The sequence below is a fragment of the uncultured Cytophaga sp. genome (assembly GCF_937863595.1).
Lineage (GTDB): Bacteria > Bacteroidota > Bacteroidia > Cytophagales > Cytophagaceae > Cytophaga.
Genome location: NZ_CALMGQ010000167.1, coordinates 13766 through 40430, shown reverse-complemented (window position 1 = coordinate 40430; position 26665 = coordinate 13766). Strand labels below are relative to the sequence as shown.

The 26665-nt window shown below is 34.9% G+C and carries 26 protein-coding genes; 12 read left to right on the top strand and 14 right to left on the bottom strand.

The annotated features are described in order from the left end of the window. Positions 1-220, bottom strand: a 220-nt coding sequence (locus Q0543_RS14890) for a hypothetical protein (RefSeq protein ID WP_299254821.1), incomplete at its 3' end; no start/stop codon positions are given. 357 nt (positions 221-577) lie between these two features. Then, positions 578-1810: a diaminopimelate decarboxylase gene (gene lysA, locus Q0543_RS14885; protein WP_299254816.1), complete on the bottom strand. Its 1233-nt coding sequence runs from the start codon at positions 1808-1810 to the stop codon at positions 578-580. A gap of 437 nt (positions 1811-2247) precedes the next feature. Between lysA and Q0543_RS14880 the strand changes: the two genes are divergently transcribed. The 11 genes from Q0543_RS14880 (at position 2248) to Q0543_RS14830 (ending at position 12133) form a co-directional block, all read left to right on the top strand. Next, positions 2248-3663, top strand: a complete 1416-nt coding sequence (locus Q0543_RS14880) for an anthranilate synthase component I family protein (protein WP_299254813.1) — start codon at positions 2248-2250, stop codon at positions 3661-3663. Positions 3664-3679: 16 nt separating this feature from the next. Further along, on the top strand, positions 3680-4273 hold the full coding sequence (locus tag Q0543_RS14875) for an aminodeoxychorismate/anthranilate synthase component II (protein WP_299254810.1): 594 nt from the start codon (positions 3680-3682) through the stop codon (positions 4271-4273). Between the two features lie 267 nt (positions 4274-4540). Further along, positions 4541-5527 carry an anthranilate phosphoribosyltransferase gene (gene trpD / locus Q0543_RS14870; RefSeq protein ID WP_299254807.1) on the top strand — a complete coding sequence of 329 codons (987 nt, stop codon included), beginning with the start codon at positions 4541-4543 and terminating at the stop codon, positions 5525-5527. Between the two features lie 146 nt (positions 5528-5673). After that, positions 5674-6459 carry an indole-3-glycerol phosphate synthase TrpC gene (trpC, locus tag Q0543_RS14865; RefSeq protein WP_299254805.1) on the top strand — a complete coding sequence of 262 codons (786 nt, stop codon included), beginning with the start codon at positions 5674-5676 and terminating at the stop codon, positions 6457-6459. 173 nt (positions 6460-6632) lie between these two features. Then, on the top strand, positions 6633-7277 hold the full coding sequence (locus Q0543_RS14860; RefSeq protein ID WP_299254803.1) for a phosphoribosylanthranilate isomerase: 645 nt from the start codon (positions 6633-6635) through the stop codon (positions 7275-7277). Beyond that, the gene (locus Q0543_RS14855) at positions 7261-7956 is read left to right on the top strand and encodes an SAM-dependent methyltransferase (RefSeq protein WP_299254801.1); all 696 of its coding nucleotides are present in this window, start codon (positions 7261-7263) and stop codon (positions 7954-7956) included. Before Q0543_RS14860 ends, Q0543_RS14855 begins: the two co-directional genes overlap by 17 nt. Positions 7957-8105: 149 nt before the next feature. Then, positions 8106-9302 carry a tryptophan synthase subunit beta gene (trpB, locus tag Q0543_RS14850; RefSeq protein WP_299254799.1) on the top strand — a complete coding sequence of 399 codons (1197 nt, stop codon included), beginning with the start codon at positions 8106-8108 and terminating at the stop codon, positions 9300-9302. A 1-nt stretch (position 9303) separates the two neighbouring features. After that, on the top strand, positions 9304-10101 hold the full coding sequence (trpA, locus tag Q0543_RS14845; protein ID WP_299254797.1) for a tryptophan synthase subunit alpha: 798 nt from the start codon (positions 9304-9306) through the stop codon (positions 10099-10101). 159 nt (positions 10102-10260) lie between these two features. Next, entirely contained in the window at positions 10261-10728 is a 468-nt protein-coding gene (locus tag Q0543_RS14840; RefSeq protein WP_299254795.1) for a hypothetical protein, read from the top strand. Positions 10729-10785: 57 nt separating this feature from the next. Next, positions 10786-11313 carry a hypothetical protein gene (locus Q0543_RS14835; RefSeq protein WP_299254793.1) on the top strand — a complete coding sequence of 176 codons (528 nt, stop codon included), beginning with the start codon at positions 10786-10788 and terminating at the stop codon, positions 11311-11313. Positions 11314-11320: 7 nt separating this feature from the next. Next, the gene (locus Q0543_RS14830) at positions 11321-12133 is read left to right on the top strand and encodes a hypothetical protein (RefSeq protein ID WP_299254791.1); all 813 of its coding nucleotides are present in this window, start codon (positions 11321-11323) and stop codon (positions 12131-12133) included. Positions 12134-12136: 3 nt separating this feature from the next. Here the strand turns inward: Q0543_RS14830 and recO are convergent, their stop codons facing one another. Both recO and Q0543_RS14820 read right to left on the bottom strand, forming a co-directional pair. Next, complete coding sequence (gene recO / locus Q0543_RS14825; RefSeq protein ID WP_299254790.1) at positions 12137-12811, bottom strand: DNA repair protein RecO; 675 nt, start codon at positions 12809-12811, stop codon at positions 12137-12139. After that, positions 12811-15072: a two-component regulator propeller domain-containing protein gene (locus Q0543_RS14820; RefSeq protein WP_299254789.1), complete on the bottom strand. Its 2262-nt coding sequence runs from the start codon at positions 15070-15072 to the stop codon at positions 12811-12813. The genes recO and Q0543_RS14820 overlap by 1 nt, the downstream gene beginning before the upstream one ends. 175 nt (positions 15073-15247) lie before the next feature. On the opposite strand from Q0543_RS14820, the gene Q0543_RS14815 reads away from it, so the two are divergent. Then, positions 15248-16333, top strand: a complete 1086-nt coding sequence (locus Q0543_RS14815) for a hypothetical protein (RefSeq protein WP_299254788.1) — start codon at positions 15248-15250, stop codon at positions 16331-16333. A gap of 144 nt (positions 16334-16477) precedes the next feature. Here the strand turns inward: Q0543_RS14815 and rodA are convergent, their stop codons facing one another. The 10 genes from rodA to Q0543_RS14765 form a co-directional block, all read right to left on the bottom strand. Then, the gene (gene rodA, locus Q0543_RS14810; protein WP_299254787.1) at positions 16478-17782 is read right to left on the bottom strand and encodes a rod shape-determining protein RodA; all 1305 of its coding nucleotides are present in this window, start codon (positions 17780-17782) and stop codon (positions 16478-16480) included. A 2-nt stretch (positions 17783-17784) separates the two neighbouring features. Further along, positions 17785-19617: a penicillin-binding transpeptidase domain-containing protein gene (locus Q0543_RS14805; protein ID WP_299254785.1), complete on the bottom strand. Its 1833-nt coding sequence runs from the start codon at positions 19615-19617 to the stop codon at positions 17785-17787. Positions 19618-19625: 8 nt separating this feature from the next. After that, complete coding sequence (locus Q0543_RS14800; protein WP_299254784.1) at positions 19626-20147, bottom strand: hypothetical protein; 522 nt, start codon at positions 20145-20147, stop codon at positions 19626-19628. Next, positions 20147-20983: a rod shape-determining protein MreC gene (gene mreC, locus Q0543_RS14795; protein WP_299254781.1), complete on the bottom strand. Its 837-nt coding sequence runs from the start codon at positions 20981-20983 to the stop codon at positions 20147-20149. Before mreC ends, Q0543_RS14800 begins: the two co-directional genes overlap by 1 nt. 14 nt (positions 20984-20997) lie before the next feature. Continuing rightward, positions 20998-22026 carry a rod shape-determining protein gene (locus Q0543_RS14790; RefSeq protein ID WP_299254778.1) on the bottom strand — a complete coding sequence of 343 codons (1029 nt, stop codon included), beginning with the start codon at positions 22024-22026 and terminating at the stop codon, positions 20998-21000. Positions 22027-22131: 105 nt separating this feature from the next. Further along, positions 22132-23652 carry a bifunctional phosphoribosylaminoimidazolecarboxamide formyltransferase/IMP cyclohydrolase gene (gene purH, locus Q0543_RS14785; RefSeq protein WP_299254775.1) on the bottom strand — a complete coding sequence of 507 codons (1521 nt, stop codon included), beginning with the start codon at positions 23650-23652 and terminating at the stop codon, positions 22132-22134. A 17-nt stretch (positions 23653-23669) separates the two neighbouring features. Then, complete coding sequence (gene purN / locus Q0543_RS14780; RefSeq protein ID WP_299254772.1) at positions 23670-24257, bottom strand: phosphoribosylglycinamide formyltransferase; 588 nt, start codon at positions 24255-24257, stop codon at positions 23670-23672. Between the two features lie 108 nt (positions 24258-24365). After that, entirely contained in the window at positions 24366-25241 is an 876-nt protein-coding gene (locus Q0543_RS14775; protein WP_299254769.1) for a geranylgeranylglycerol-phosphate geranylgeranyltransferase, read from the bottom strand. Positions 25242-25287: 46 nt separating this feature from the next. After that, positions 25288-25788 carry an HAD family hydrolase gene (locus Q0543_RS14770; protein ID WP_299254766.1) on the bottom strand — a complete coding sequence of 167 codons (501 nt, stop codon included), beginning with the start codon at positions 25786-25788 and terminating at the stop codon, positions 25288-25290. Between the two features lie 9 nt (positions 25789-25797). After that, on the bottom strand, positions 25798-26577 hold the full coding sequence (locus Q0543_RS14765; RefSeq protein ID WP_299254763.1) for a Rossmann-like and DUF2520 domain-containing protein: 780 nt from the start codon (positions 26575-26577) through the stop codon (positions 25798-25800). Between the last annotated feature and the right edge of the window lie 88 nt (positions 26578-26665).

Genomic DNA, 26665 nt, shown 5'->3' with positions numbered 1-26665 from the left:
CTTTTTTAGCTGCAGGCTTTTTAGCTGCTGCTTTTTTAGCTACTTTTTTAGCTGCAGGCTTTTTAGCTGCTGCTTTTTTAGCTACTTTTTTAGCTGCTGGTTTTTTAGCTGCTACTTTTTTAGCTGCTACTTTTTTTACCGCTGCTTTTTTAGCTACTGGTTTTTTAGCTGCTACTTTTTTCGCAACTGATTTCTTAGCGGGAGCTTTTGCTTTTGCCATGATGTAATCCTCCTTTTTTGTAATAAAATAAATCCTATATAAAAAATACTCGACTAAAAGTTAATTCAATACTATATAAATTTTTTTAAACTTCCAAATACCAAACAACCAACCAACTACGTTTCCCACTTCTTTAACGGTGGATAACTTAAAAGGTTATAGTTGTTAGAAGTTTTTTTTTTCTAAAAAACATTCATAAGAAAAAACAAAAAACTTCTATACCCCTTTACTCATAAGCATTGTATGAATTATAAAAAAAGGTCCTATAAAAAAAGCTTTTACAGGACCTTAAATTTTTGATGTCAAAACAAGCTAAAAAATATTTTTAAAAATTTTAAAATATTTTAAACTTTTTTTTTATAAATCGATTTCGATCTGATTTTTTAGTAAATCTTCCATCGTTTCGCGTTTGCGAATCAAATGATGTTTGCCTTTATGAACAATAACTTCTGCAGGTCTAAATCTAGAATTATAATTTGAACTCATACTGAAACCATAGGCACCCGCATTTTTCAAACCTATGATATCTCCTACTTTCGTTTCTTCAATAAATAAATCCGAACCAAACGTATCAGTCTCGCATATATAGCCAACTACGGTATACATATGTTTATCGCCATCTGGATTACTCACGTTTACAATATCGTGATGTGAGCCATACATCATCGGCCGGATCAAATGATTTAAACCAGAGTTTACACCAATGAAATTACACGCTGGTGTTTCTTTTATAACGGTACAACTTACCAACAACATTCCAGATTCACTTACTAAAAACTTACCTGGCTCAAACCATATATCTAATTTCTTGCCATAGTTCAAACAAAAGGCATTAAATGATTCGCTCATTTTTTTTCCCAGCTCTTCGATATCGGTCACATGATCTCCTTCTTTGTATGAAACTTTAAAGCCACTACCGAAGTCTAAAAATGTTAATGTGTCAAATTGCATTGCTACAGAATAAACTACTTCTGCGGCGCGTACAAAGGCTTCTGCATTTTTAAAATCAGAACCACTGTGCACATGCACGCCATTTACAACAATTGCATATTCGTCTACAATTTCATAAATCTGATTCACTTGTTCAATGGAGATTCCAAATTTAGAACCTTTGTGCCCTGTCATGATTTTAATATTTCCACCTGCATCTATATGCGGATTGATGCGAACGCAACACGGAACGCTACTTCCATATTTTTTTCCAAACTCCATTAAGAATGGCAGGTTATCAATATTTATCTGAACGCCTAATGTAACTGCTTGTTCGATTTCTGAAAAATCAACGCAGTTAGGTGTAAACATAATATCCGATGCAACGAACCCCGCTTTCAATGCCAATTCCAATTCTTGAATTGAAACAACATCAACTCCTGCACCAGCACCTTTCAATAATTTTAAAATCGTTTGATTGGTTAATGCCTTTGCAGCATATTTAATACGAACATCTACGCCAGAAAAAGCATTATGCAAACGTTTATACTGGGAAAGAATTTTTTCACTATCATAAACATATAAAGGCGTTCCATATTCGGTTGCCAATTCTATCAAGGAAACTCCTTGAAAAGCATACATACTATTGGTTGTTTGCATAAATGATATTATAAAATTGAATTGCAAATATACTAAGCATAATGCGTATTGTTAAAATTGAGAAGAATGTTTTCATACATATTTAAAAAATGGAGTTATAAGTGGTTCGGGGTTGAATTTGGGTCCAGCAAAATATACCTATGCGGTTTGCCTTTGTGTCTTTTAGCAAGTGGTTGGTCGAAAAGATATAAACACGGCAAACATAAGCTCTTTGGCAGCCTTATTAAAAATTATTGGTATCTGCGTTTGGAAATTGAAAATTCCCCCATATCTTTGTAACCATGAAGACAATGACAGGAACAAAACAATGGTGGTGGTGCGTGAACTAATCGGTTCGTGAACATGCTGCTGTGTCCTGTTTGAAAATATATCAAAAAAGAGGCTTGCTGTTCACGGCAAGCCTCTTTTTCTTTTATACGCCCTTTAGAAATACATTTATGAAAACTTATACATTAAAGCTTACTTATAAAAAAATACTTGCCGATACCACTACACCTGTAAGTATGTACCTGAAACTTCGCGATAAGTTTCCGCAGACCATGTTACTTGAAAGTTCGGATTATCATGGCAATCAAGATATCTATTCCTATATCTGTTGCAATCCAATCGCCGGAATTAAAATTGATAAAGGCTATTTTTCTGAATACTATCCAGACGGCACAACTAAGGATACAGATATTGAAGAAGTAAATGTTGCCGAGCAAATAACCAAATTTGTTAAACGCTTTAAGGTTGATGATAAGAAGTTCCCCTTTACTAGTAGTGGAATTTTTGGATATACTTCTTACGATGCAGTACGCTATTTTGAAGATATTAAAATTAAAACGTTCGAAACAGAATATCGAAAAATTCCAGATTTACAATATCACATTTACCGCTTCATCCTTGTTTTTAATCACTTTAATAATGAATTAACCATTATTGAAAACTATCCTGAAGGAACGGAATATACAGATGGCAGCTCCATTGCTCAAATTGAAGCGTATTTAAATAGTCGCAATTTTGCTTCGTATGAATTTAGATTAGCAGATCGCGAAGAGTCTAATTTTACAGATGAAGAATTTTTAAAAGTTCTGCAAAAAGGGAAAGAACATTGCAGACGTGGAGATGTTTTTCAAATTGTACTATCCAGAAGATTCTCCAGACAATATATAGGTGATGATTTTAACGTGTATAGAAGTTTACGTTCTATAAATCCATCTCCGTATTTATTTTATTTTGATTACGGCAGTTTCCGTTTGTTCGGATCTTCGCCTGAAGCGCAAATTGTTGTAAAAGACGATAAAGCAACAATTTATCCAATTGCAGGAACATTTCGCAGAACAGGCGATGATGTAAAAGATTACGACTTAGCCATGCAGTTATTGAATGATCCAAAAGAAAATTCAGAACACATTATGTTGGTTGATTTGGCTCGTAATGATTTAAGTCGCCATTGCCACGATGTACAAGTAGAAACATTAAAAGAAGTTCAATACTATTCACACGTTATCCATTTGGTTTCCAAAGTAACGGGCAAAATGGATAATAAAGATGCCTTTATGAACATTGTCGGTGATACATTCCCTGCAGGTACATTGTCTGGAGCACCGAAGCACAATGCAATGCAAATCATTGACCGCAACGAACACGGCAATCGTGGGTATTATGGGGGTGCAATTGGCTTCATTGGTTTTAACGGAGAATTCAATCATGCTATCATGATTCGAACCATTATGAGTAAAGACAATATTTTATTCTATCAAGCAGGTGCAGGTGTTGTTGATTTATCTGACATCAATAGCGAGTTGGAAGAAGTAAACAATAAATTAGCCGCACTTAAAAAAGCCATTCAAATGGCAGAAGAAATTTAATTTTGCAGATACAACTATGAAAGATATATCCATATTGGTTTTAGATAATTACGATTCCTTCACGTATAATTTAGTGCATATAATTAAAGCATTAGGTTATAAAAATGTGGAAGTACATCGCAACGATAAAATTACCCTTAAAGAAATAGAACGTTTTGATAAAATACTATTATCTCCAGGACCGGGTATTCCTTCCGAAGCAGGTATCTTATTAAATGTTATAAAAACATTTGCGGGCAAGAAAAGTATTTTTGGTGTATGCTTAGGATTGCAAGCCATTGGCGAATCTTTTGGCGGCACGCTAACAAATCTTGAGAAAGTGTACCACGGCGTAGCAACAAAAACAAAAATCTTGGATAAAGGTATTCTATTTGAAGGCATACCCGATGAAATAACAACAGGTAGATATCATTCTTGGGTTGTGGATCAGAAAAATTTCCCTGAAAGTTTACTGGTAACTGCTGTAGATGAACAAGGACAAATTATGGCATTGAGACATAAAACATTGGACATCGTAGGTGTTCAGTTTCACCCAGAATCTATCTTAACAGAATTTGGAGAAAAAATGATGCAGAACTGGCTCGAGTCCAAGGGGACAAATTCCAAATAACAAAAAACAAATTCCAAACGGAAGGGATTTGCACCTCAGTTAGTGACACACAGACTGAAATAGATAAAACTTTCCTGGCGCCAGTGTTAAGCGAAGCGTCACTGGTGTCTTGCATTCAGCAGTCTTTGACTGCATATCGTTTAATAAAAATGTAGTCAAAGACTGTGAAATAATAAACGCAATAATGGTGATCTGTGTGTTACAGACCACACTGTAGGCGCCAGAATGAACAGAGTACATACAAGATCAATTTGATTGATATATTTTATGAAAGAATTATTACAGAAGCTTACCAGTCATTATCGTTTAACAAAAGACGAGGCTAAAAATGCAATGTTGGCAATCGGAAACGGGACCATCAACCCAGCTCAAGTTGCAGTATTCATTTCTGTATATATGATGCGCAGTATCACCGTTGCTGAACTTCAAGGATTTAGAGAAGCATTATTGGATATGTGTTTGGATGCGAATTTATCGGAATACAACCCTATAGATATTGTTGGAACCGGTGGCGATGGAAAAGATACGTTCAATATTTCCACCTTATCGTGTTTTGTAGTAGCGGGTGCGGGTATCAAAGTTGCCAAGCATGGTAATTATGCTGTTTCATCCAGTTGTGGTTCTTCCAATGTCGTTGAATATTTGGGATATACATTTACCAATGACAAAGGGGCGTTACGCAAACAAATAGAAGAAACAAACTTCTGTATGTTACACGCACCACTGTTTCACCCTGCGTTGAAAAATGTTGCGCCTGTTCGTAAAGAAATAGGAATACGTACCATTTACAACATGCTTGGACCGCTTGTAAACCCAGCCATGCCAACCTATCATATGCTCGGCACGTTCAATTTAGATTTGGCCCGTTTGTATGGTTACATTCATCAAAGTTTACATAGCAAGTTTACAATCATACATGCACTTGATGGATACGATGAAATATCGTTAACAGGTGGCGTAAAAATAATATCCAATCACATGGATCGAGTTATTCAACCAGATGATATGGGTTTGAATATATGGAAAGCAGAAGAGTTATCTGGTGGTAAAACAGTAGAAGACGCTGCCAAAATTTTCATCGAAGTTTTGGAAAATAAAGGCACGCGCGCTCAAAAAGAAGTTGTGTTGGCAAATGCAGGTGTGGCAATTGCGTTAGCAAAACCAGATATTTCTTTATTAGATGCCATTGCTACAGCTCGTGAATCCTTAGAAAGCGGCAAGGCATACGACTGTTTTAAAAAAGTTGTTAAGTAAGTTTATAAAAAGAGTGTCGTTGAGTTAAGATTTAAAATGACAGTTCTAACGTTGGAAAGTAGTGAGTGTTTGGTCAAAAAGACACAAGCACGGCAATTTTCAGTTGTTTAGAAAAGCACTTGATTCATTGATTAATAAAATTGAACATGAATATTCTCGATAAAATAATTGAACATAAGTGGATTGAAATTGCCGATCGAAAAGCAACTGTTTCGGTTGAAGATCTTCGTGCATCTCCATTATATACTCGACCAACGCTTTCATTTAAAAAGTATTTAAGTAATCCTGCTTTAAGCGGTGTAATTGCAGAACATAAGCGTCAATCTCCTTCTAAAGGTGTAATTAACGCAAATGTTGATTTGAAACAAGTTGTAACGGGATATCAAGCAGCAGGCGCTAGCGCATGTTCGGTTTTGACGGATACCAAATTTTTTGGCGGAACAACGGAAGATTTATTGCAAGCACGTGCCTTGATTCAAATTCCGATTTTACGCAAAGACTTTATGGTAGACGAATACCAAATTGAAGAAGCGCGTGCTATGGGAGCAGATGTTATCTTATTAATTTCTGCGTGTTTGACTCCGAAACGTATAAAAGAATTGTCGGAATATGCACACAAACTAGATTTAGAAGTGTTACTTGAGGTGCACAATGCCGAAGAATTAGAAGGAAATTTAATTGATACGGTTGATGTTATAGGGGTAAACAACCGAAACTTAAAAACTTTTGAAGTAAGCATACAAACTTCGATTGATGTTGCAAAACATATTCCCGATCGGTATATTAAAGTGTCAGAAAGTGGCATTGACGACCCAAAAACAATTGTTGAATTAAGAAAGCATGGGTATACTGGTTTCTTAATTGGTGAATCCTTTATGAAAACAAATGACCCAGGTGCGGCTTTAAAAAAATTAGTGGCGGAAGCGAAGTAAGAAAATGGTCTGTCAGTCACCGACCATGGTTTGAGGAACCATTCTACGAAACCTATAAGGTTTTTATAGTGGAAAGAGTTGCTTCTTAGATTAACTACTGTAGTATCGTTAAAAGCAAATATTGATTGTACAAAACCTTATAGGTTTGAAAACTGAATCAACCAATTAAAATTATGAAACTGAAAGTTTGTGGCATGAAGTATCCAGATAATGTACGCGCAGTGGCAGCACTGTTGCCAGATTATATGGGCTTTATTTTCTACAAACCTTCAAAAAGATATTGTGGCGAAACGCTTACTCCAGAATTTGTAAAAGCGCTATCTCCTTCTATACTTAAAACAGGTGTATTTGTAAATGAATCCTTGGAAGAAGTATTGCGCATCTGTGCTGCATACGGATTTAAAGCCGTTCAATTACATGGACATGAAACACCCGAATTTTGCTTGGCTTGTAAAAATGCAGGATTAGAAGTTATCAAAGTATTTCATGTAGGGGAAACAATGGATTGGTCGATCTTAGAACCCTATAAAAAAGTAGCCGATTATTTTCTATTCGATACAAAAACTCCTGAGTACGGTGGTAGTGGGATGCGTTTCAATTGGGAGATCCTACAAGAATACGATAATGAGATTCCCTTGTTTTTAAGTGGAGGTGTAGATGAATCTATTCTGACTGAACTTAATGACTTGAAAACTGTTTCTATATACGCACTCGATGTGAACAGTCGGTTTGAATTGGAGCCAGGATTGAAGGATGTAGATAGAATTAAAAAGTTTAAAGAAGCAATAGCAACAGTTCCTCATGGATACCATTCTTAAATCTACATTTGAATTAAAAAGCGTTGTGCCTTGGGGAAGGACATTGAATGAATATTGTGCATTCTTTCAGTTAACAGAAGACGATCTTAAAAAAAATATTCTTAGTATTGGTGACGGTCCTGCAAGTTTCAATAGCGAAATGCATCAAAATGGGAATCGAGTATTATCTGTAGACCCCATTTATGGATTCTCGAAAGCACAGCTTCAACATCGGATTGAGGAAACACGCAAAGAAGTAATGACTCAGGTGCGTCAGAATGCAGAAAAATTTATTTGGCACACAATTAAAAATCCAGATGAATTAGAGCGTATTCGAATTAAAGCAATGCAAGAATTTATCAAAGACTTTGATACTGGAAAAGCTGAAAATAGATATTTATATCATGAAATGCCTATACCTATTGAATATGCTGACAATTCTTTTGAGTTGGGATTGAGTTCACATTTTCTAATACTCTATTCTAAATTGGGTTTAGATTTCCATATTCAATCGATTACTGAAATGTTGCGTCTTTGCAATGAGGTTCGAATATTTCCACTGTTAAATTTAAATGCGGAGAAATCGGAAGTATTAGATGCCATTATCGATCACTTCAACAAAATATATACGGTAGAAATTAAAGAAGTGGATTACGAATTTCAGAAGAACGGAAATCAATTTCTTTCAATTAAAAAATAAAACGTTATGCATTATTTCATATTTCATCGTATAGCTACCCGATCTGAATTCATAAATAAGCGATGGCGCAGCATATACTAGCAATAATATTATAAAAATATAAATCACTCGCTTTAGGCCTTAAGCCTTCAGCTTTAAGCATAAAAAAAATGAATTACAACGTCGATAAAAAAGGATACTACGGAAATTACGGAGGTGCATTCATTCCTGAAATGCTTTACCCAAACGTAGAAGAACTTCGTGAAAATTATTTAAAAATAATCTACGATGAATCTTTTCAAGCAGAATACAAAGATCTACTTAAAAATTATGTAGGTCGCCCTACCCCTTTGTATTTCGCAAAACGCTTGTCTGAAAAATACAACACAAACGTTTATTTAAAACGTGAAGATTTGTGTCACACCGGAGCACATAAAATCAACAATACCATTGGTCAGATATTGATTGCAAAGCGTATGGGCAAAACCCGTATTATTGCAGAAACAGGTGCAGGTCAACACGGTGTTGCTACTGCTACAGCATGTGCACTTATGGGCATGCCTTGCGTAGTGCACATGGGCGCAATAGATATGGAAAGACAAAAACCAAACGTGGAGCGCATGCGCATGTTGGGTGCCGAAGTAATCCCTTCTATGACAGGTAGTAAAACCTTGAAAGATGCAACCAACGAAGCATTGCGCGATTGGATTAACAATCCTGTGGATACGTTTTATATTATTGGTTCTGTAGTTGGACCACATCCCTATCCAGATATGGTTGCGCGTTTGCAAGCAGTAATCAGCGAAGAAATTATAGATCAGTTAACCGAGAAATTAGGCAACCCAAATCCTACACATGTAATTGCTTGCGTAGGTGGAGGCAGCAATGCTGCAGGAGCATTCTATCATTTCTTAGATCAACCAGATGTTGAATTGATTGCTGCTGAAGCGGCTGGCGAAGGCGTATACTCTGGTTATTCGGCAGCAACTACAGCTTTAGGAAAACCAGGGGTATTACATGGTAGTAAAACCTTATTGATGCAAACAGAAGATGGCCAAGTAGTAGAACCGCATTCCATTTCTGCAGGTTTGGATTATCCAGGCATTGGGCCCATGCATGCAAATTTATTTGAAACAGGGCGTGCAACCTTCATGAGCATTACAGATAAAGATGCCTTTGAGGCAGCATTTATGTTAGCACGTACAGAAGGGATCATTCCTGCATTAGAATCTGCCCATGCACTAGCTGTATTGGAACATAGAAAATTTAAAAAATCAGATGTTGTTGTAGTGAATTTATCTGGTCGCGGTGATAAAGATTTAATGACGTACATAACAAGAAAAGAAGAATACTTAAGTACAAAATAATATGGAAACAACTACAAAAATTAAAAATAGAATAACAGAGTTGTTTCAAAAGAAAAGCAACAACATCTTAAATATATATTTTACTGCTGGTTACCCAAAAATTGAAGACACAGTAACCGTTCTTAAAGCCTTAGAAAAGGCTGGTGTAGACATGGTAGAAATTGGAATGCCCTATTCAGACCCAGTTGCCGATGGACCGATCATTCAACAAAGCAGCTTAGACTCTATTAACGCTGGCATGACAATTAAAAAATTGTTAGAGCAATTAAAGGATGTTCGTAAAGAAGTGACCATCCCAATATTATTGATGGGATATTTCAATACCGTGATGCAATATGGTGTTGAAACGTTTATGAAAGAAATAAGCGAAATTGGTATTGATGGCGTTATAATTCCAGATTTACCACTTGACGAATACATCGAACATTACCAAGTGATTTGTGAATCGAATAATATATCAAACGTATCCTTGATTACACCAAATACTTCTGATGAACGGCTTCATGTAATCGATAATATTACTCAAGGCTTTATCTATATGGTATCTACAAATAGCACAACAGGTAATGATGCGAAGAAAACAGAAGATAACCACGAAGCCTATTTCAACCGAATTAAAAGTTTTGGTTTGAAAAGTCCACGTATGATTGGTTTTAATATTAAGGATAAAAAAACCTTTACAGATGCGTGTGCATATGCTAACGGGGCTATTATAGGTTCGGCTTTTGTCCGAATGCTCTCAGCAAGTTCTAATTTAGAGGATGATATCAATCAATTTATACAGAATATTAAAAAATAAAAAATAAGTCCTAGCATCCTCTAGGGCTTATTTTTTTGCTATTATGCATAAATTCAAGGAATTGAACCAAAATCGTTGATATGTTTTTCTGTTATAATTCTATTCGTATTCATAACCTTCGTAACTTTATTTCAGTTTACTATTAAAAAGTATTGAGCTATGAAATTTATTTTAACAAGCATTTTTATTGCATTATTTTCAGTCTTTACTCAAGCTGCAGATTCTACTTTTATTTATGGAACTTGGAAATTGCAATCATACCATATTTATACGCACGGTAAGGGTATGGATACGACGTATTATACAGCAGGTCATATTGAATTTAAAGTAAATCACACGTATCAAACACAACATGTTTCCATGTGTTTTATGGAAGGCAATAATTATAGTTGTCCAAATAATACCGAAGGTACTTGGGTTTTTACTGCTAAAAATGTCCTTAAATTAACCTATAACGAACGCGAACTCGTTTGTGACGGTCCATGCCCCGATATTATGTCTAGACATGGTGTATATGTAAAGAAATTAAATAAAGAAGTTATGGTGCTGCGCACGGAATACTATAATGGCCGTCGCAAACATCGTTTAGTGATAGATGCGTATTTAGTACGAAAGATTGCCGAGTAGTTCTATTTTTTTTATACCTTAGTGAAACGCACTTTTTAAACTAGCACCGTTTCACTTATGATTGATATCGATTTATTTATCACGGAAAAATGTATTCGCGATTCTATCGGGCCTCATTATGATTTGGACGATGATAAAGTAGAAGATTGGATTGATACAATCATATCCACCATAAGTGCGCATGGTAACAAAAAAGAATTTCGCATCCTCATCCATATTCCACCCTCGTTAACAAACCTACAAAAAAGCGCTATTCAAGAAAAACTAAACGAGTTTTATAAAATTCATACTATAGAACTCAACAACGATTTAAGAATCATGAAGACACAATCGTTGGATGCATTGAGTAAAGGCATACCCATCATGATTGCTGCATTGAGTCTCAATTTCATCATCGAAAAAGTAAAAGATCACATAAATTATTTCGAATTTATTGTGAAGGAATCCATGTACATATTTGGTTGGGTAAGTATGTGGAAGCCCATTGAATTGCTGCTATATGACCGGTGGCCTTTAAATAGGAAATTAAAATCCTACGATAAAATGATTCAACTACCCATTCAAATTAGTATAAATAAAATCTAACATATATATGAAAAAAATCATCCTATCCCTAAGCATTGTTGCACTGCTTGCAAGCTGTGATACAAAACCAAAAGAAGCACCGCAAAACGACATTGATTCTTCTGATGTAATTATAAATGACTCTACTGCTTTAGGAAGAACATTAGAGCTTGTTCCATTAAATGACTCGCCCGAATTTGCAGATGCTATTTTAGAATTAAATAGTCCGGCAGAAGGAAGCGTTTCAAAATCAAATGAAGTATCATTTGCATATGAAATCAAAAACTATCAATTAGCAAAACCTACAACAGAAGGCTCTTGCGCGATAAACTGTTCCAATTCAGACAAAGGACAACACATTCATTTAATATTAAATAATGCACCTTATTTAGCAAAATATGAAACGAATTTTAAAGAAAAACTAGAAGACGGAAACTATGTTGCCTTATCCTTTCTTTCTCGTTCGTATCATGAAAGTATCAAGCACTTTGGTGCATCAGATCTAAGACAATTTACGGTAGGAAAAGCTCCTGCTGAAAAAATTGATTTAACAAAGCCAATGATGTTTTACAGCAGACCAAAAGGCGAGTACAAAGGAAAAGATACTGCAAATGTATTGTTGGATTTCTTCTTAGTAAATACAACGTTATCTGAAACTGGTAATAAAGTTCGTGCAACTGTAAACGGAAAAAGTTTTCTGATTACAGACTGGAGAGGTTATGTATTAAAAGGTTTGCCATTGGGAGAGACTTCTATTAAATTAGAATTGATTGATTCTACAGAGCAAGCAATTCCTGGTAAATACAACGTTGTAGAACGTAACATTACCTTATCAAAATAAGTATTACTCCAATACTTCTCTTAAGATATCCATAGAATGGAGGTCTCCAAAGGATTCAATTTGGTTTTTATAAAAAGCAACGATTATATCCAAGGCCTCTCTTCTATGTATATTGGAGGATTTAAACGATTCAAAATATGTATTTTTCATACAGTTCTCTACATAGGTTATAATTTCTTGAGAAGGAACGTATAAACTATTCTCCCATAGGCTTTTTAAGTCTGCAGGGTAAAATCCTAAATAAAAAGAATAGCGCAGCATAAACGACACGTGAAAGTTTAATGCATTTTTTTCAATTTTATCCAAGGCATGAAATGAATGGAATAAAAAATCAAACAATTCCTGATTACCGGTTTCTTCTTTTAATGTTTTAATCAATACTTCCGATAAAAACATAGATATACTGGTTTTGTGCATATCAAACGGAATAGAAAAATAGGGTTCTGCTGTTCTAATTTCAGAAATTCGTTGTAGCCCATGATTACTTTTATGATATACAACCATATCAACTAAGGTGAGTGGCTGAAACAAAGCAATTTTATTTTTTGCTTTACTACTTCGCACACTATTTACAATGTAGGATTGCAGGCCAAATGCTTCGGTATATATTTTTACAATTATTGAAGTATCGCTATACTTTATATAATTTAAAACAATGCCCTTAGATTTATGAAGCATTATTCAACAATTGCGATTTTTCCAACAAATTTTTCTTCGCCTTTTTCTGTTGTAGCAAACACCAAATACATCCCTGTTTCAGCTTTCACCCCTGCATAGTTTTTTAAATTCCATGTTGCTGTACCTCCATTTGATCGTACTTCATAAAAGAGTTTCCCCTGCATATCTGTTACCTTAACCATGACATTGTCTTTCAATCCTTCAATAGTAAGAAGTCCTGAGTAGCCAGGGCGAACTGGATTGGGAAATATTTTTGCAGATTTGAAATCCTCATTACTTGCTGTAGCATTTGAACGGTAAGAAATAATTCCGTTTTCTGTTGCAATGAAAACTTCCCCTGTAAGATCATGAATTTCAATTGAAATAATATTGTTTGAGGATAGCGGACTATTTTCTGTCGTGAAAAAAAGTATTGGTTCTGTAAAGTTATCGTTAAACAGCCAAAGCCCATCTGTTGTACCTACCCATTTACGATTGCCGCCATCTGTTTTAATACACGTGATACTTTTATCGAATAATACACCAAATCCATTGTATATAGGCGCTACAAAGGATGAACTAAACGCGAGTGAAGGGTCATAAAATGCTGAAATTCCTTGGTCACTACCAATCCATACCACACCTTTATTATCAATATCTAAACAGTTAATGTTGTTGCTAGGCAAGTTACCTCCATTAGAGCCTGTTGAAAAATAACGTTCTTGATACGTCTTTTCATTATAAACCATTAGCCCTAAATCCATACCATTGTTTCCGTAGCGCATCCATTTATTTCCTAATGAATCAATTTTTAATTGTAAAATATTTCTATTCTCCGAACGAGACGCATTCATCGTATACGCAGACCATATTCCGGATTTGGTTTTAGCAAATAAACCTGGTTGATATTGAGGTGTTAATCGAGTTGCAATCCAAAGAGTTCCATTTGCATCCGTATCCAAACCTGTTACATAATTAGATTTGAGAGGACTGTTATTGGCATCAGTTTTTACAAATGTATTTGGTTTTTTGAACCCCAACATGCCATTCCCATAAGAACCAATGTAGAGCGTATCATCAAATGAATTATAACTTGCAATAATATTATCTGAAAACCCTTCCGGAAAATTACTATTGTATCGATTATAATTTGTCCAACTATCTTGGTTTTGAAATTCATAAATCCCGTCTGCAATATAACTTCTAGAAAAACTATTCGTGTAGCCACCAGAATTGGCAAGTATATTATTCTTATAGTAATATAAGTTGAATGTGTTCGTGGTGAGTGGGCCATTCAAATAAATTTCTTTATAATCAGCGCCATTTAATTGAGTTAATCCATTTTTAGTATCTGCTACCCATATTTTACCTGATTGATCAATTGTTGCATCATGAATATTTTTAATACCCGTAGGTAAAGGAATTGCATCGTACTGTGAGGGTGTTTTTATGGAATAGAGTTTGGTTTGCGCGCACACCAATAATTGATTTTGATGTTTTACAAAATTCCAACATGTTGTATCAATAGATAAGCCAATGTTTTGCCACGTATTTCCTGCTAATACGAACACGCCTGTTTTATTAAGTCCAGCATACACACGACCATTCACTTCGCCTACAGATTGTACGTCTGTAGTAGAAATATCTGTGTAAACTTTCCAATTTGTAAAATCCATTAAATTTATTCCTGGCTTACCATACGGAGCACTCATCAGGCCGTATTCTGTTGCAAGAAATACCGAGTCTTGATGTGCATTTAACGTTGCCGCATACACGATGTTCGGCAAGCCTCCTGGTCTCAAACTTTGCCACGATTCAATAACTTCGTTCTTTTTTAAATTCAAAACAGATACCCCATAATCAGTAGATATAAATGCGGTATTTTTATAAATAATAATGTTATTTATTTTTTTCGAACCCGCCACGTTCGATCTGAAAATAACATCAAAATTGTATAATGCACCGTTTTTGAGAATATCAATATTTCCGTTAGAATAACCGATTAAACCAGTTTGGGTTGCTTCATCAAAACGAATGACTTCAATATCACTTTGTGTTAAACCGTCTACTTTAGATAATGGCGCAATATAATTATCAGAAATGTCTACCGTTATACAACTTTTAGTAGTTGCTGCATAGATTTTATTATTCAAAATAGATACCGTAGCCGCCGAATTTGTAGGCAAATGTGTTCTCCACACACCCAATTGTACATTTGAATTTGTCTGAGCAACTACCCAAAAAGATTGTAATACTAGAAACAAGCAAGCTAAAAAGCGCATAAGAATTAATTTAAGCCTTCATATACAACGAATTTACAATTAGTTTATGGTATTTATACCCATTTTTTTAAAATACATACTTAATTTAATTCTGTTGTTGAACAAAATGTGTCAAGTTTTTTCATTATTGATGGTAGTAGTGTAACTTTGATAAAATATTAAAAATTAGAAAGCTATGAGTCAACTTCAATTAGATAAATCTACCATACAATCTTACGGAGTAGCACTTTCTGAAAAATTAAGCAACGATTTTTTTTCTAAAAAAGAATTTATCAAAGGAGAAGAGATTGTTCACTTTACTGAAATTGAACAATTGAATTTTTTTATTTTAATGAACTTATTTGATCGTTGGAAAGAAGAAATTAATAAGTTAAAAAGTCCATACTTTAATTATGATGTTGAAGAAGTATCAATAGCATTAAAAACATTTGTCAATAAAGTATCTAGACACATAAGCGTTCGAAAAGAATTTTTCAAACCATTGGTTCAAAAAAGCATAACAGATACCTTAACATATTTGTTAAGTCCGTCTGAATTTATTGAACAAGAATTTAACAAGAATGAATATCTATCCAAATCAGATTTGATAGATAAGGAAAAGTTTTTTAAGCTTCATAAAGACAGTATTCAAACATGGATTGAAAAGGCTGATCAATTGCCAGGAGAAATACTTCGAACTAAAGATTTAGTTGAATTATTTAAATCAATTGTACCGACACAACATGTTGTTCAATACTCTGACCCAATCGTTGATAAATTCAATCAATTATTAAAATTGACACTTCTGGGTGCCCCTTCTCAGCAGCCAGCGGTAGAGAAGTTAATAAAAATATCAGCACCTGATTCTAAAAAAGAAAATCCCATTCAAGAATCACAGAATACCCCCCTTGTTGAAAATGCGATTAAACCAATTGAAGCAAATTTGAATGAGCAATTTTCAAAGCCAACACGTACGTTAAATGACACGTTAAAATCGGCAAATCAACAATCTGGCAATTCAATTGCCGAGCGATTAAGCAAAAGTAAAATTGAAGATATCAAATCATCCATTCCATTAAATTTAAAATTTCTATTCATTAACATTCTTTTTGATGGAAAAGTAACGGAGTATAATGAAGCATTATCGCAAATCGAAGGATGCTCCGATTTTGAATCTACTCAAACATTATTGATGAGTACTTACAGCAAAAAAAATAAATGGGATACCCATTTAGAAGAACAAGCTGAATTTTTCAAAATTATTGAACGCAAATTTTATTGATTTGGGTTCGAATATTCCTCATAAGTTAAAAGCCTTACAATTCTGTAACGTGTGTGAATTAATTTCTTAATCGTCACCTTTTGCCGCTTTTAGGTATAAAAAAAACCAATGATATCATTGGTTTTTTTTATACCTAAAACTATTTTAATGACCAGCTAATACTTGCCCTCTGTGGGAATCCAATTTTAAGAATACAAATAATAAAATGGTAAAGGACCAAAGTGAGGATCCTCCATAACTAAAGAATGGTAAGGGTATACCAATAACTGGAAACAAGCCAATAGTCATTCCAATATTTACCATAAAGTGAAATAATATGATACTTGCAACACTATAACCATAAATGCGTGCAAAACCATCTTTTTGTCGTTCAGCCAAAAAGATAAGTCGTAGCATAAATAAAACATATAAGGCTATAAGAACGGTACTGCCAAACCAGCCATGCTCTTCGCCAATTGTACAGAAAATAAAATCGGTGCTTTGTTCTGGCACAAAATCATACTTCGTTTGGGTGCCTTCTAAAAACCCTTTCCCAAAGAAGTCTCCTGAACCAATTGCAATTTTTGATTGATGTACGTGGTAGCCCACATCTCGTATATCCAATTCTGTATCAAATAAAACCATGATACGATTTCGTTGGTGCTCTTGTAATACTTCAAAGAATATTTTATTTACCCCAAAAACAAATCCAATGCTCATGCCATAAATGGCTAGTATAATGAATAACCGATTTGTAAGCTGCTTACGCGTCATACGCAATCTGTTAATGATAAAGTATAACATGAACAATGAAAACAATGCTGTTAATCCAATCAATATTGGATCTACTCCAACAGCTAATGTTAATACAAACAATAGGGTAACAAAAACTCCAATAAGTAATAATGTACCGGGCAAACCTTCGCGATACATCATTAAGATAAATGCAGAAAACACGAGCATACCCCCCGTTTCATTTTGAAGTAGAATCAAAGCGCAAGGAATGAGCAAAATAATACCTGCTTTAAACATTACATCGAGTCGTTCTATATGAACATTAATACCTCCCAAATAGCGCGCTAAAGCAAGTGCAGTAGTAAACTTCGCAAACTCTGCTGGTTGTACACTTACAAAACCTAAATTTAGCCAGGAATGAGATCCATTTACTTCTTTACCAGCAAAAATGGTTAGAAGTAATATTAGCATGGATAGGATATAAAAGATATAAGAAAATGTAAAATAGAATTTATAATCAATCACCAAAATCATAATGATCAATATAAATGAGCCTCCGATCCACATCAATTGCTTGCCAGAATTGATTGAAAAATCGAAAATAGTATTTACTGATTCGGGATCGTATACAACTGCATAAATATTTAGCCAGCCTAAAAATACGAACAAGATGTAAAAGCCAACTGTTATCCAGTCGATGTTATTTGTAAAGTTAATTTTGTCTTCTGAACGCATACTTATTTTGTTTTAACTTTATGTAATAAGTTTTTATCCAAAATCATTTTTTCCAAAGGCTTCTTGGTTATCGTATCCTTTAAATATTTTTCAATCATTAAATGTGCAATGGGTGCTGCTGTCATTGCTCCAAAACCAGCATTTTCAACGTATACAGCGATAGCAATTTTTGGGTCATTTTTTGGTGCAAATGCTATATAAACAGAGTGGTCATCACCATGTGGATTTTCTGCAGTACCCGTTTTACCGCAGATATCAATATCCTTCACTTTTAACCAAGAAGCCGTTCCACCTAATACAACGCGTTCCATACCATCTATAATAGGTTCAAAATATTTTGGCTCGATGGACGTGATGTGTTTATTTTTGTATTCTTCTAGAATATGCCCGTCTTTGCCAATAGATTTAATAAAGTGCGGTGTGATATACCAACCTTTATTTGCTATTAAAGCCGCTAGGTTCGCCATTTGTATAGGGACTACATTTATTTCGCCTTGACCAATACTTAAGGAATAAATGGTAGAAAATTTCCAACGCAAATCGCCATAAATTTTGTCATAGTATGCATTGCTCGGAATGTTTCCCGATTTTGAACTAGGCAAATCCACAAGCATTTTTTGCCCGAAGCCCATGCTTAACATGTTTTTACGCCATTCATCAAAATTGATCTCGGTATCCTTAAACTTATTTGGGTCTTTATCTTGGTTGATTAATTTTTTGAAAACCATATAAAAATATGGATTGCAAGACCATTGAATAGCACCGCGTAAATCTTGTGGAGAAGGGTGGTTGTGGCAATTTACTAATCTTTTATCACACGGAAATTGTGTACGTTCTGTAATCACTCCTTCTTGTAAAGCAGTTAAAGCTTGTGCAAGTTTAAAAATAGAACCAGGCGGGTACATCGCCATTAATGGTCTGTTGAAAAGTGGTTTATATGGATCCTTAAATAAGGTAACATAATTTTCAGAAAATTTTCGTCCTGTTAAGATGTTTGGATCATAGGAAGGTGAAGATATAAAAGATAAGATCTCTCCTGTTTTGGGTTCTATAGCAACTACACAACCAATTTTATTTTGAAGCAACCGCTCTCCGTATTGCTGTAAATCAATATCTAAGGTTGATATCAAATTTTCTCCTGGAGATGAAATTGTATCAAAAGCACCGCCTCTATATTTCCCTTTAAGTACGCCATGCACATCTTTCATGATATATTTTACACCACGCTTGCCCCGAAGTTCTTTTTCATAAAATAATTCAAGTCCACTTAACCCAATATAATCCCCTTGCGAATAATAATTTCCTGTTTGTGCCTCTAGTGCCTTCGCACCAATTTCGCCGATATAACCCAATGCATTTGCTGCTGATGCGTAGGTGTAAGAGCGCACCGTACGCCCTTGCGTATACAATCCTGGATAATCTTGCATGTAATCTTGTACATGCGCAAAGTCTTCGAGTGATAATTGTTTGAAAAGTGTTTGCGGCTTGTTACGACTATACCCTCTATTCTTACGAGGATTTTTCATATCCAACATAAGCTTTCTAAATTCATCTGGACTCACACCAAAACGTGAGCAAAATAAAACAGTATCTACTAGCTTAAATTCTTTTGTAACAACTGTAATGTCAAAAACGGGCGTATTAAAAACCAAAAGATCTCCATTGCGATCATACATTAACCCTCTGTAGGGATAATCTACAACTTTCTCAATCGCATTGATTTCGGCTTCAATTTTATAGGAAGAATCTAGTACTTGAAGAAAGAATAAACGAATAACGTAAATCAAGCCGATGGCAATCATAATAGCTTGCACGATAAATTTCCTTTCTTGCATAGCTTCCCTTATCTCGAATTACGTTTGTATAAAAATAAAAATTGATATAATATAACAACGACTAATGTAAGTAGCGTAGTTGTAAAAATTTTAACAATAGAATTTCCAAAACTAAAAGATCCAATAGATTCAATTACAAAAACTAAGGTCGTTTGAATAAATATCATGATAAATGCATACAAGGTATGCCACTGAATGCCCATGCTGAAAATATTTATGGATTCAACAGAATCATAACCACCTTGAGGACTTAATAAGTTAATGATATTTGGTCTGAAGTACATCATAACAAGGGCTGCAGCCGTATGTACACCAGGTGTATTAAAGAAGATATCTATACAAAAGGTGAAAATAAATGTAATTAAAAGTGTATATACTTTGGGTATCGTAAAGGGTATTTGAATTAAAAAACCGGTGTATATAAAACATGCTGCAACATCCCACAAGGTAGTGGTTCTAAAAACCAGCACTTGAATTAAATAAATGAGTAAGGCATGTATTCCTTGCTTAACAATATCTAGTACATTCATTATTTAATGTCTTTTATGAATGGAGCTTCCAAGCTATCTTTTTCTACTTTTAAATTATTCTTTATCACAAAGACATAATCCATTGCAGTATAATCGGTAGCTAGTTTTACATCAATATTCCAATAGGCTCCGCCTTCTTCTTCAATACTTTTTACAGTACCAATTAACAAGCCTTCTGGAAACAAGGTTTCTTTGTAGCCAGATGTTACAATCGTATCACCAACTTTTAATTTATGATGTCTACCAACATTGGTAAACTGCACGATAGAACGATCATTGCCATCCCATTGAACAATACCATCTGCTTTTGTATTTTTTATACGAGCTGAGATAGACCATTTCGTATTCAATACAGATATTACAGTTGAAAAATTTTCAGAGCATGCTTTTATTTGTCCAGCCACTCCATTTGGTGAAATAACACCCATGCCTACAGCAAGACCATCCCTTGTACCTTTGTCAAGCGTAAAAAAATTATTTGAATATAAGGTGTTGTTATTAATTACACGAGCAACAGAATATTCAAATTGTTTTACCTTTAATATAGAAACAGAAGTATCTTGATTAAGTGCATTTTTTTGAATTTCTTGAGATAACTGATTTTTTAAAACTGCGTTATCATGTGCGAGTTGTGCATTTATTTTTGTTAAGTTAAAATACTCCGTTATGGATTTATCTACTTCTAATACATTGCCCACAATATTTTTAGAGGTGCTAAAATATGCAGCACCTTGATAGGGATTATATCTTACGATACATCCTAAACAAAAGAGTTCCAGGCATAAAAATACCAGGAACACTCTTAAATTAATTATAAATTGTAATAACTTATACATCTAATTCAATACTATCAAACCATCAATACCGCACGGTATTTTTTGACATCTTTTACTGCAATGCCAGTACCTTTAACTACTGCGCGCAATGGATCTTCAGCAACGTGTATAGGTAATTTTGTTTTCATTGCAAGACGCTTATCTAAACCTCTCAACAATGCACCACCACCTGTTAAATGAATACCATTATCATAAATATCAGCAGACAATTCGGGTGGCGCAATTTCCAATGCTTTTAAAACAGCTTCTTCAATTTTTGAAACAGACTTGTCTAATGCAAATGCAATTTCAGAATATGAAACCTTAATTACTTTCGGAATACCTGTCATCAAATCTCTACCACGAATTTCAAAATCTTCAGGAGGATTATCTAATTCTGTTAAGGCAGATCCAACTTCGATTTTCAAACGTTCCGCAGAACGCTCACCAATCAATAAGTTGTGTTGGCGACGCATGTAATCTAAAATATCTTTACTGAATACATCACCCGCAATACGAATGGATTGTTCACAAACAATACCAGACAATGCAATGACAGCAATCTCTGTAGTACCACCTCCGATATCTACAATCATAGAACCAATCGGTTGTTCGATATCAATACCTAAACCAATTGCTGCTGCGATTGGCTCATAAATCATATATACTTCTTTCGCGCCTGCGTGTTCTGCAGAGTCACGCACAGCTCTCTTTTCAACTTCCGTAATACCAGATGGAATACAAATTGCCATACGGTATGAAGTAGGTGCTAAAAAACTTTTCCCTTTATCGATTAATTTAATCAAGCCGCGTATCATCTCTTCGGCAGCGTGGAAATCAGCAATTACACCATCCTTAAGTGGACGAATTGTTTTAATATTTTCGTGTGTTTTTTCATGCATTTGCATGGCTTCACGACCGATTGCTTTTACTTTGCCTGTAATTTTGTCTAAGGCAATAATTGAAGGTTCATCAACAACTATTTTGTCTTTGTAAATAATTAAGGTGTTTGCAGTACCCAAATCTATCGCAATATCGCTCGTGAAAAAATCAAACATTCCCATGTATATATCTATTTAATTTCTATAAGTTCAGTATGTTAAATTACAAATTTTATATTATATCTTCGATATATTCAATTAATTATCTCAGATATCTCCTTTTTGTAATTAATGTTTAAAGTGGCGGAAGCCTGTACAAACCATTGCCATATTGTGGTTATTGCAATAGTCAATGGATTCCTGATCCTTAATTGATCCGCCAGGTTGTATAACGGCAGTTATACCCGCAAGGTTCGCTAATTCTACACAATCTGGAAAAGGGAAGAATGCATCCGATGCCATGACAGCTCCTTCAAGACTAAACCCAAAAGCTTTCGCCTTCTCAACCGCTTGGTTCAAAGCATCTACACGTGATGTTTGGCCTACGCCGCTTGAAATCATACGGTTTTCAGTTGCAAAAATAATTGCATTTGACTTTGTATGTTTCACAAGCTTGTTGGCAAATAACATGGCCTTTTTCTCTGCTTCTGTCGGGATACGTGTTGTAACCGTTTTAAAATCTTCTACTGTTTCCGTTTTAGAATCTGCATCCTGTTCGATTACACCATTCAATAAGGTCTTAAATTGTTTTTTAGCAAACGTAACAGGTTTACGCAACAACAAGATTCTATTTTTCTTACTTTTTAATACTTCCAAGGCATCCTGATCGTATTCTGTAGCAATCAAAACCTCGAAAAATAATTTATTCAGTTCTTCAGCAGTACCTTTATCTACCTTCGTATTGGTAATGATCACTCCACCAAATGCAGATATCGGATCCGATGCAAATGCTTGCAAGTATGCTTCTTTACCCGTTGCGGCTGTTGCAATACCACATGCATTATTATGTTTTAAAATCGCGTAGGTAGTATCTGTAAATTCATCAATCAATGCAACGGCTGCATCTACATCCAATAAATTGTTGTACGATAATTCTTTGCCATTTAATTTATCAAACATACTATTCAAATCACCATGGAACGTACCTGCTTGATGCGGGTTTTCTCCATAACGTAAGGTTTGAGAAGTGCGAATGCTGTGTTTGAAACCTGTTATGTCATCCCCTGCAAACCAACGATGGATAGCAGTATCGTAATGAGAAGTAATGTCGAACGCTTCGCCCGCAAATTTGAAACGATCTTCAATATCGGTAGCGCCCGCCTTCTCCTCCAACATATTTTCCAATACGCCATATTGATCTTTAGATGCTACAATTACAACATCTTTGTGATTCTTAGCAGCCGCACGAATTAACGATACACCACCAATATCAATCTTTTCAATAATGGCTTGCTTTTCAGCGCCAGAAGCAACCGTTTCTTCAAATGGATATAAATCCACAATAACTAAGTCAATTTCAGGAATTTTGTATTGTGCAATTTCAGCTTGATCGCTGGCGTTTTCACGACGATTTAAAATTCCACCAAACACATTTGGGTGCAATGTTTTTACTCTACCACCTAAAATAGATGGGTATCCAGTCAAATCTTCAACAGCTATAACTGGTACGCCTAAGGCTTCAATAAAGCTTTGCGTGCCGCCAGTAGAATATATTTTAACACCATTTGCATGCAATTTCTTAACCAATGAATCTAAATTATCTTTGTAGAAAACGGATATTAATGCAGATGTAATTTTCTTTCTTGTCATGATGTGTATAGAAATTTTTATACCGATTTATTTATTTGTTCTTCAATAACTCTAGGGAAATGCTCCTGTTCCAAGGCATGTATCTTTTCTGCTACAGTTTCTGGAGTGTCGTCTGAGACAACTTCAAAACGTGCTTGAAATACAATTTCGCCTTTATCATATTCTTCATTTACTAAGTGAATAGTAATACCAGTTTCTTTAGCACCTGTTTCAATAACGGCTCTGTGCACATTCATCCCATACATGCCTTTACCCCCAAAGTTAGGTAACAAAGCTGGATGAATGTTGAGTATAGAACTTGGAAATGCTTGAACAAGTGAATTGGGAATAAGCCATAAAAACCCTGCTAAAATTATCCAATCAATTTTGGCCGCTTTTAACTCATCTACAATAATAGTAGAATCTTTAAATTCTGCTTTTGAAAAAATACGTGTAGGGATATTCGAGTTTTTTGCACGTGTAAGTGCGTATGCATCTGGATTGTTTGATAGCAAGAGCGCAACTTCAATGGTGTTGCTTTTGCTAAAATAATCCATAATTCTTTGTGCATTTGTTCCGGAACCGGATGCAAATATAGCTATTCTAATAGGTGATACGGCCTGCATGAAACGTATTTAAGAGGCAAAGATAATGAATTTTACCCTTTTAGCGGGTATATGTGGAAATAAAAAAGGTATTTTTTAAAGATATTTTCTATGCTATAATTGTATTTTTTAAAGAAAAACCATGCTAATTACGCCTACCAACATAATCCATTTACAAAAATTGCTCAATGATAAAAACTGAGCACTTGTATCGGCATAAAACAAGCGAATGCCCAACCATACAAATAATGGTGCAGGAAGTAGTAAGAAATACAACTGAATGGTAGAATCTGCAAAATACAGTATGATACAAATACTACATATACACAGCAGCCCTATAAGGTAAATGAAGTTTTTCGTTTTTCGTATTCCCCAAACAATGGGTAAGGTTTTGCAACCAAATTCTTCATCGCCTTTTACATCTTCCATGTCTTTAATAATTTCACGAATAAGAGAAATAAAGAAAGCAAAACTGGCATATAACAATAAAATCTGTTGGTAAGGAGTATACAGCAAGGCGGGTAAATATACCGCGATGCCAGTAAGGGCAGCAATTAATATATTACCCAACAATGCAATGCGTTTTAATTGGTTTGCATAAAACCACATCAATATTGTTGTACTTAAAATAATGATAAAAATTTCTTTGCCTAAAAAAACTGCAAGCACGCATGCCAACACATTCAGAATGGTGTGCGAAATCAATGCAATGCGTCTGTGTAAAATTTTCCCCAATACTACCCGCTTGGGTTTATTGATTAAATCAATTTTAATATCGTAATAATCATTGATGATATAACCCGCTGCAGCAACAAACACGGTACATAATACAAGTATAAAGAATCTTCCATCACCTATAATTGTGGCAATAGAATCCTCTCCTTTACCAATAATAAAATACCGACCCATGTATTGTGTAAATGCTAAAATAATTAAATTAACACTTCGTATTAGCTTTAAAAAAGCTAATACGGATGTCTTAATGTGTATTTTAGAATTTGACATGTGCTGTATTTTTAGTTTAGAGATTGTAAGGAAACTCTATTAAATGTTACCAGTTTTTATGATCCCATTTGCCTTGTGCACGCATTACTTTTTCAATGACATCACGCACCGCGCCTTGTCCGCCGTTGAATGAAGAAACATATTTGCAAATAGGTTTTATATCGATTGATGCATCTGCCGGACACGTTGGCAGGCCTACCAATTGCAACATTTTATAATCGGGTATGTCATCACCCATATACAAAATTGTTTTCGGATCTAAACTGCGTGTAGCGGTATATTCTGCAAATACACTAACCTTATCCTTTACACCCAAAAACACATCCTTAATTCCTAAAAAATTCAACCTTTTGCGTACACTTTCTTGCTTTCCGCCACTAATAATCACTATGTGGTAACCCGCAAGTAACGCCCGTTCTATACCATAGCCATCCTTAATATTGAATGTTCGAGGTTGCTCGCCCGTTTCATAAGCAATTATAGAACCATCTGTAAGTACACCATCCACATCAAATATGAATGTATTAATATCTGAAAATTCAGCCATTCGCTTTTATTATTTATTCGTGTCTAAATTACTTGTTTTCTGTATGCTTTCCGTAATATCGGTATATATTTTTTGAAGCAAGGGATCCGCATCCAATTGTTTTAAGTGTTGCGCTAGTGTTAACCGATCATGTCGTATCGCAGGACCAGTCTGCACGTCAAATGGAGGGTTTGCAAATGCCTTACGAATGGTCTCTTTAACCAGTGGTTGCAAGATATGATAATCTACATCTTGACTTTTCAAAAAAGAATCTGCTTTGCCAATTAAATGGTTTACAAAATTACTCGCTAACACAGCTGCTACATGTATAGCTTTACGTTGATCTTTATTCGTTTCAAAAAAAGGTGCGTGTATTAAGGTTGCAGCTTTCTCCAATAAATCAATTCCAACTTCTGAACCTGCTTCAATTAAAATGGGTGTCGTATTCCAATCAATGGGATTGGATTTACTAAATGTTTGAAGAGGATAAAAAACACCAACGTTTGAATGTCGTCCATTTGGTTGAATAACTTGATTGCCTGAAGTATGGGCTACAAGTGTATTTGGGTGATACGTAAAAGAATTAAATACGGTATTTAGCGCATCGTCTTTGACTGAAATCAAAACAAGATCTATGTCAAGCGCAGTAAAATCAGCACTTTCCAAACACGTAATTGTTGGAAATTCACTTTTTAAATCCGCTAATTTCAGTTGATTTCTGGCATGAACAAAAATGCTTGCGCCAGATTGAACACACACGCGAATCAAATGATAGGCAACATTCCCCGAACCGATGATACCAATTCTCATTCAGTAAAGATACACAATGCAAGGCTCGGAACACAAGAAGCAACAGAATTTTCATTAAAAGAGATGTCCTTCCGAACATCACTATTTT

Excerpts from the sequence above, each read along its gene's own strand:
- Q0543_RS14800 (WP_299254784.1), bottom strand. The coding sequence starts at position 20,147 with ATGAATGTACTAGATATTGTTAAGCAAGGAATACATGCCTTACTCATT.
- Q0543_RS14815 (WP_299254788.1), top strand. The coding sequence starts at position 15,248 with ATGAGTCAACTTCAATTAGATAAATCTACCATACAATCTTACGGAGTA.
- recO (WP_299254790.1), bottom strand. The coding sequence starts at position 12,811 with ATGCTTCATAAATCTAAGGGCATTGTTTTAAATTATATAAAGTATAGC.
- trpC (WP_299254805.1), top strand. The coding sequence starts at position 5,674 with ATGAATATTCTCGATAAAATAATTGAACATAAGTGGATTGAAATTGCC.
- Q0543_RS14875 (WP_299254810.1), top strand. The coding sequence starts at position 3,680 with ATGAAAGATATATCCATATTGGTTTTAGATAATTACGATTCCTTCACG.
- Q0543_RS14880 (WP_299254813.1), top strand. The coding sequence starts at position 2,248 with ATGAAAACTTATACATTAAAGCTTACTTATAAAAAAATACTTGCCGAT.
- trpD (WP_299254807.1), top strand. The coding sequence starts at position 4,541 with ATGAAAGAATTATTACAGAAGCTTACCAGTCATTATCGTTTAACAAAA.
- Q0543_RS14820 (WP_299254789.1), bottom strand. The coding sequence starts at position 15,072 with ATGCGCTTTTTAGCTTGCTTGTTTCTAGTATTACAATCTTTTTGGGTA.
- trpB (WP_299254799.1), top strand. The coding sequence starts at position 8,106 with ATGAATTACAACGTCGATAAAAAAGGATACTACGGAAATTACGGAGGT.
- purN (WP_299254772.1), bottom strand. The coding sequence starts at position 24,257 with ATGCAGGCCGTATCACCTATTAGAATAGCTATATTTGCATCCGGTTCC.
- Q0543_RS14805 (WP_299254785.1), bottom strand. The coding sequence starts at position 19,617 with ATGCAAGAAAGGAAATTTATCGTGCAAGCTATTATGATTGCCATCGGC.
- Q0543_RS14830 (WP_299254791.1), top strand. The coding sequence starts at position 11,321 with ATGAAAAAAATCATCCTATCCCTAAGCATTGTTGCACTGCTTGCAAGC.
- purH (WP_299254775.1), bottom strand. The coding sequence starts at position 23,652 with ATGACAAGAAAGAAAATTACATCTGCATTAATATCCGTTTTCTACAAA.
- Q0543_RS14775 (WP_299254769.1), bottom strand. The coding sequence starts at position 25,241 with ATGTCAAATTCTAAAATACACATTAAGACATCCGTATTAGCTTTTTTA.
- Q0543_RS14770 (WP_299254766.1), bottom strand. The coding sequence starts at position 25,788 with ATGGCTGAATTTTCAGATATTAATACATTCATATTTGATGTGGATGGT.
- lysA (WP_299254816.1), bottom strand. The coding sequence starts at position 1,810 with ATGCAAACAACCAATAGTATGTATGCTTTTCAAGGAGTTTCCTTGATA.
- Q0543_RS14790 (WP_299254778.1), bottom strand. The coding sequence starts at position 22,026 with ATGGGAATGTTTGATTTTTTCACGAGCGATATTGCGATAGATTTGGGT.
- rodA (WP_299254787.1), bottom strand. The coding sequence starts at position 17,782 with ATGCGTTCAGAAGACAAAATTAACTTTACAAATAACATCGACTGGATA.
- trpA (WP_299254797.1), top strand. The coding sequence starts at position 9,304 with ATGGAAACAACTACAAAAATTAAAAATAGAATAACAGAGTTGTTTCAA.
- Q0543_RS14855 (WP_299254801.1), top strand. The coding sequence starts at position 7,261 with ATGGATACCATTCTTAAATCTACATTTGAATTAAAAAGCGTTGTGCCT.
- Q0543_RS14860 (WP_299254803.1), top strand. The coding sequence starts at position 6,633 with ATGAAACTGAAAGTTTGTGGCATGAAGTATCCAGATAATGTACGCGCA.
- Q0543_RS14835 (WP_299254793.1), top strand. The coding sequence starts at position 10,786 with ATGATTGATATCGATTTATTTATCACGGAAAAATGTATTCGCGATTCT.
- mreC (WP_299254781.1), bottom strand. The coding sequence starts at position 20,983 with ATGTATAAGTTATTACAATTTATAATTAATTTAAGAGTGTTCCTGGTA.
- Q0543_RS14765 (WP_299254763.1), bottom strand. The coding sequence starts at position 26,577 with ATGAGAATTGGTATCATCGGTTCGGGGAATGTTGCCTATCATTTGATT.
- Q0543_RS14840 (WP_299254795.1), top strand. The coding sequence starts at position 10,261 with ATGAAATTTATTTTAACAAGCATTTTTATTGCATTATTTTCAGTCTTT.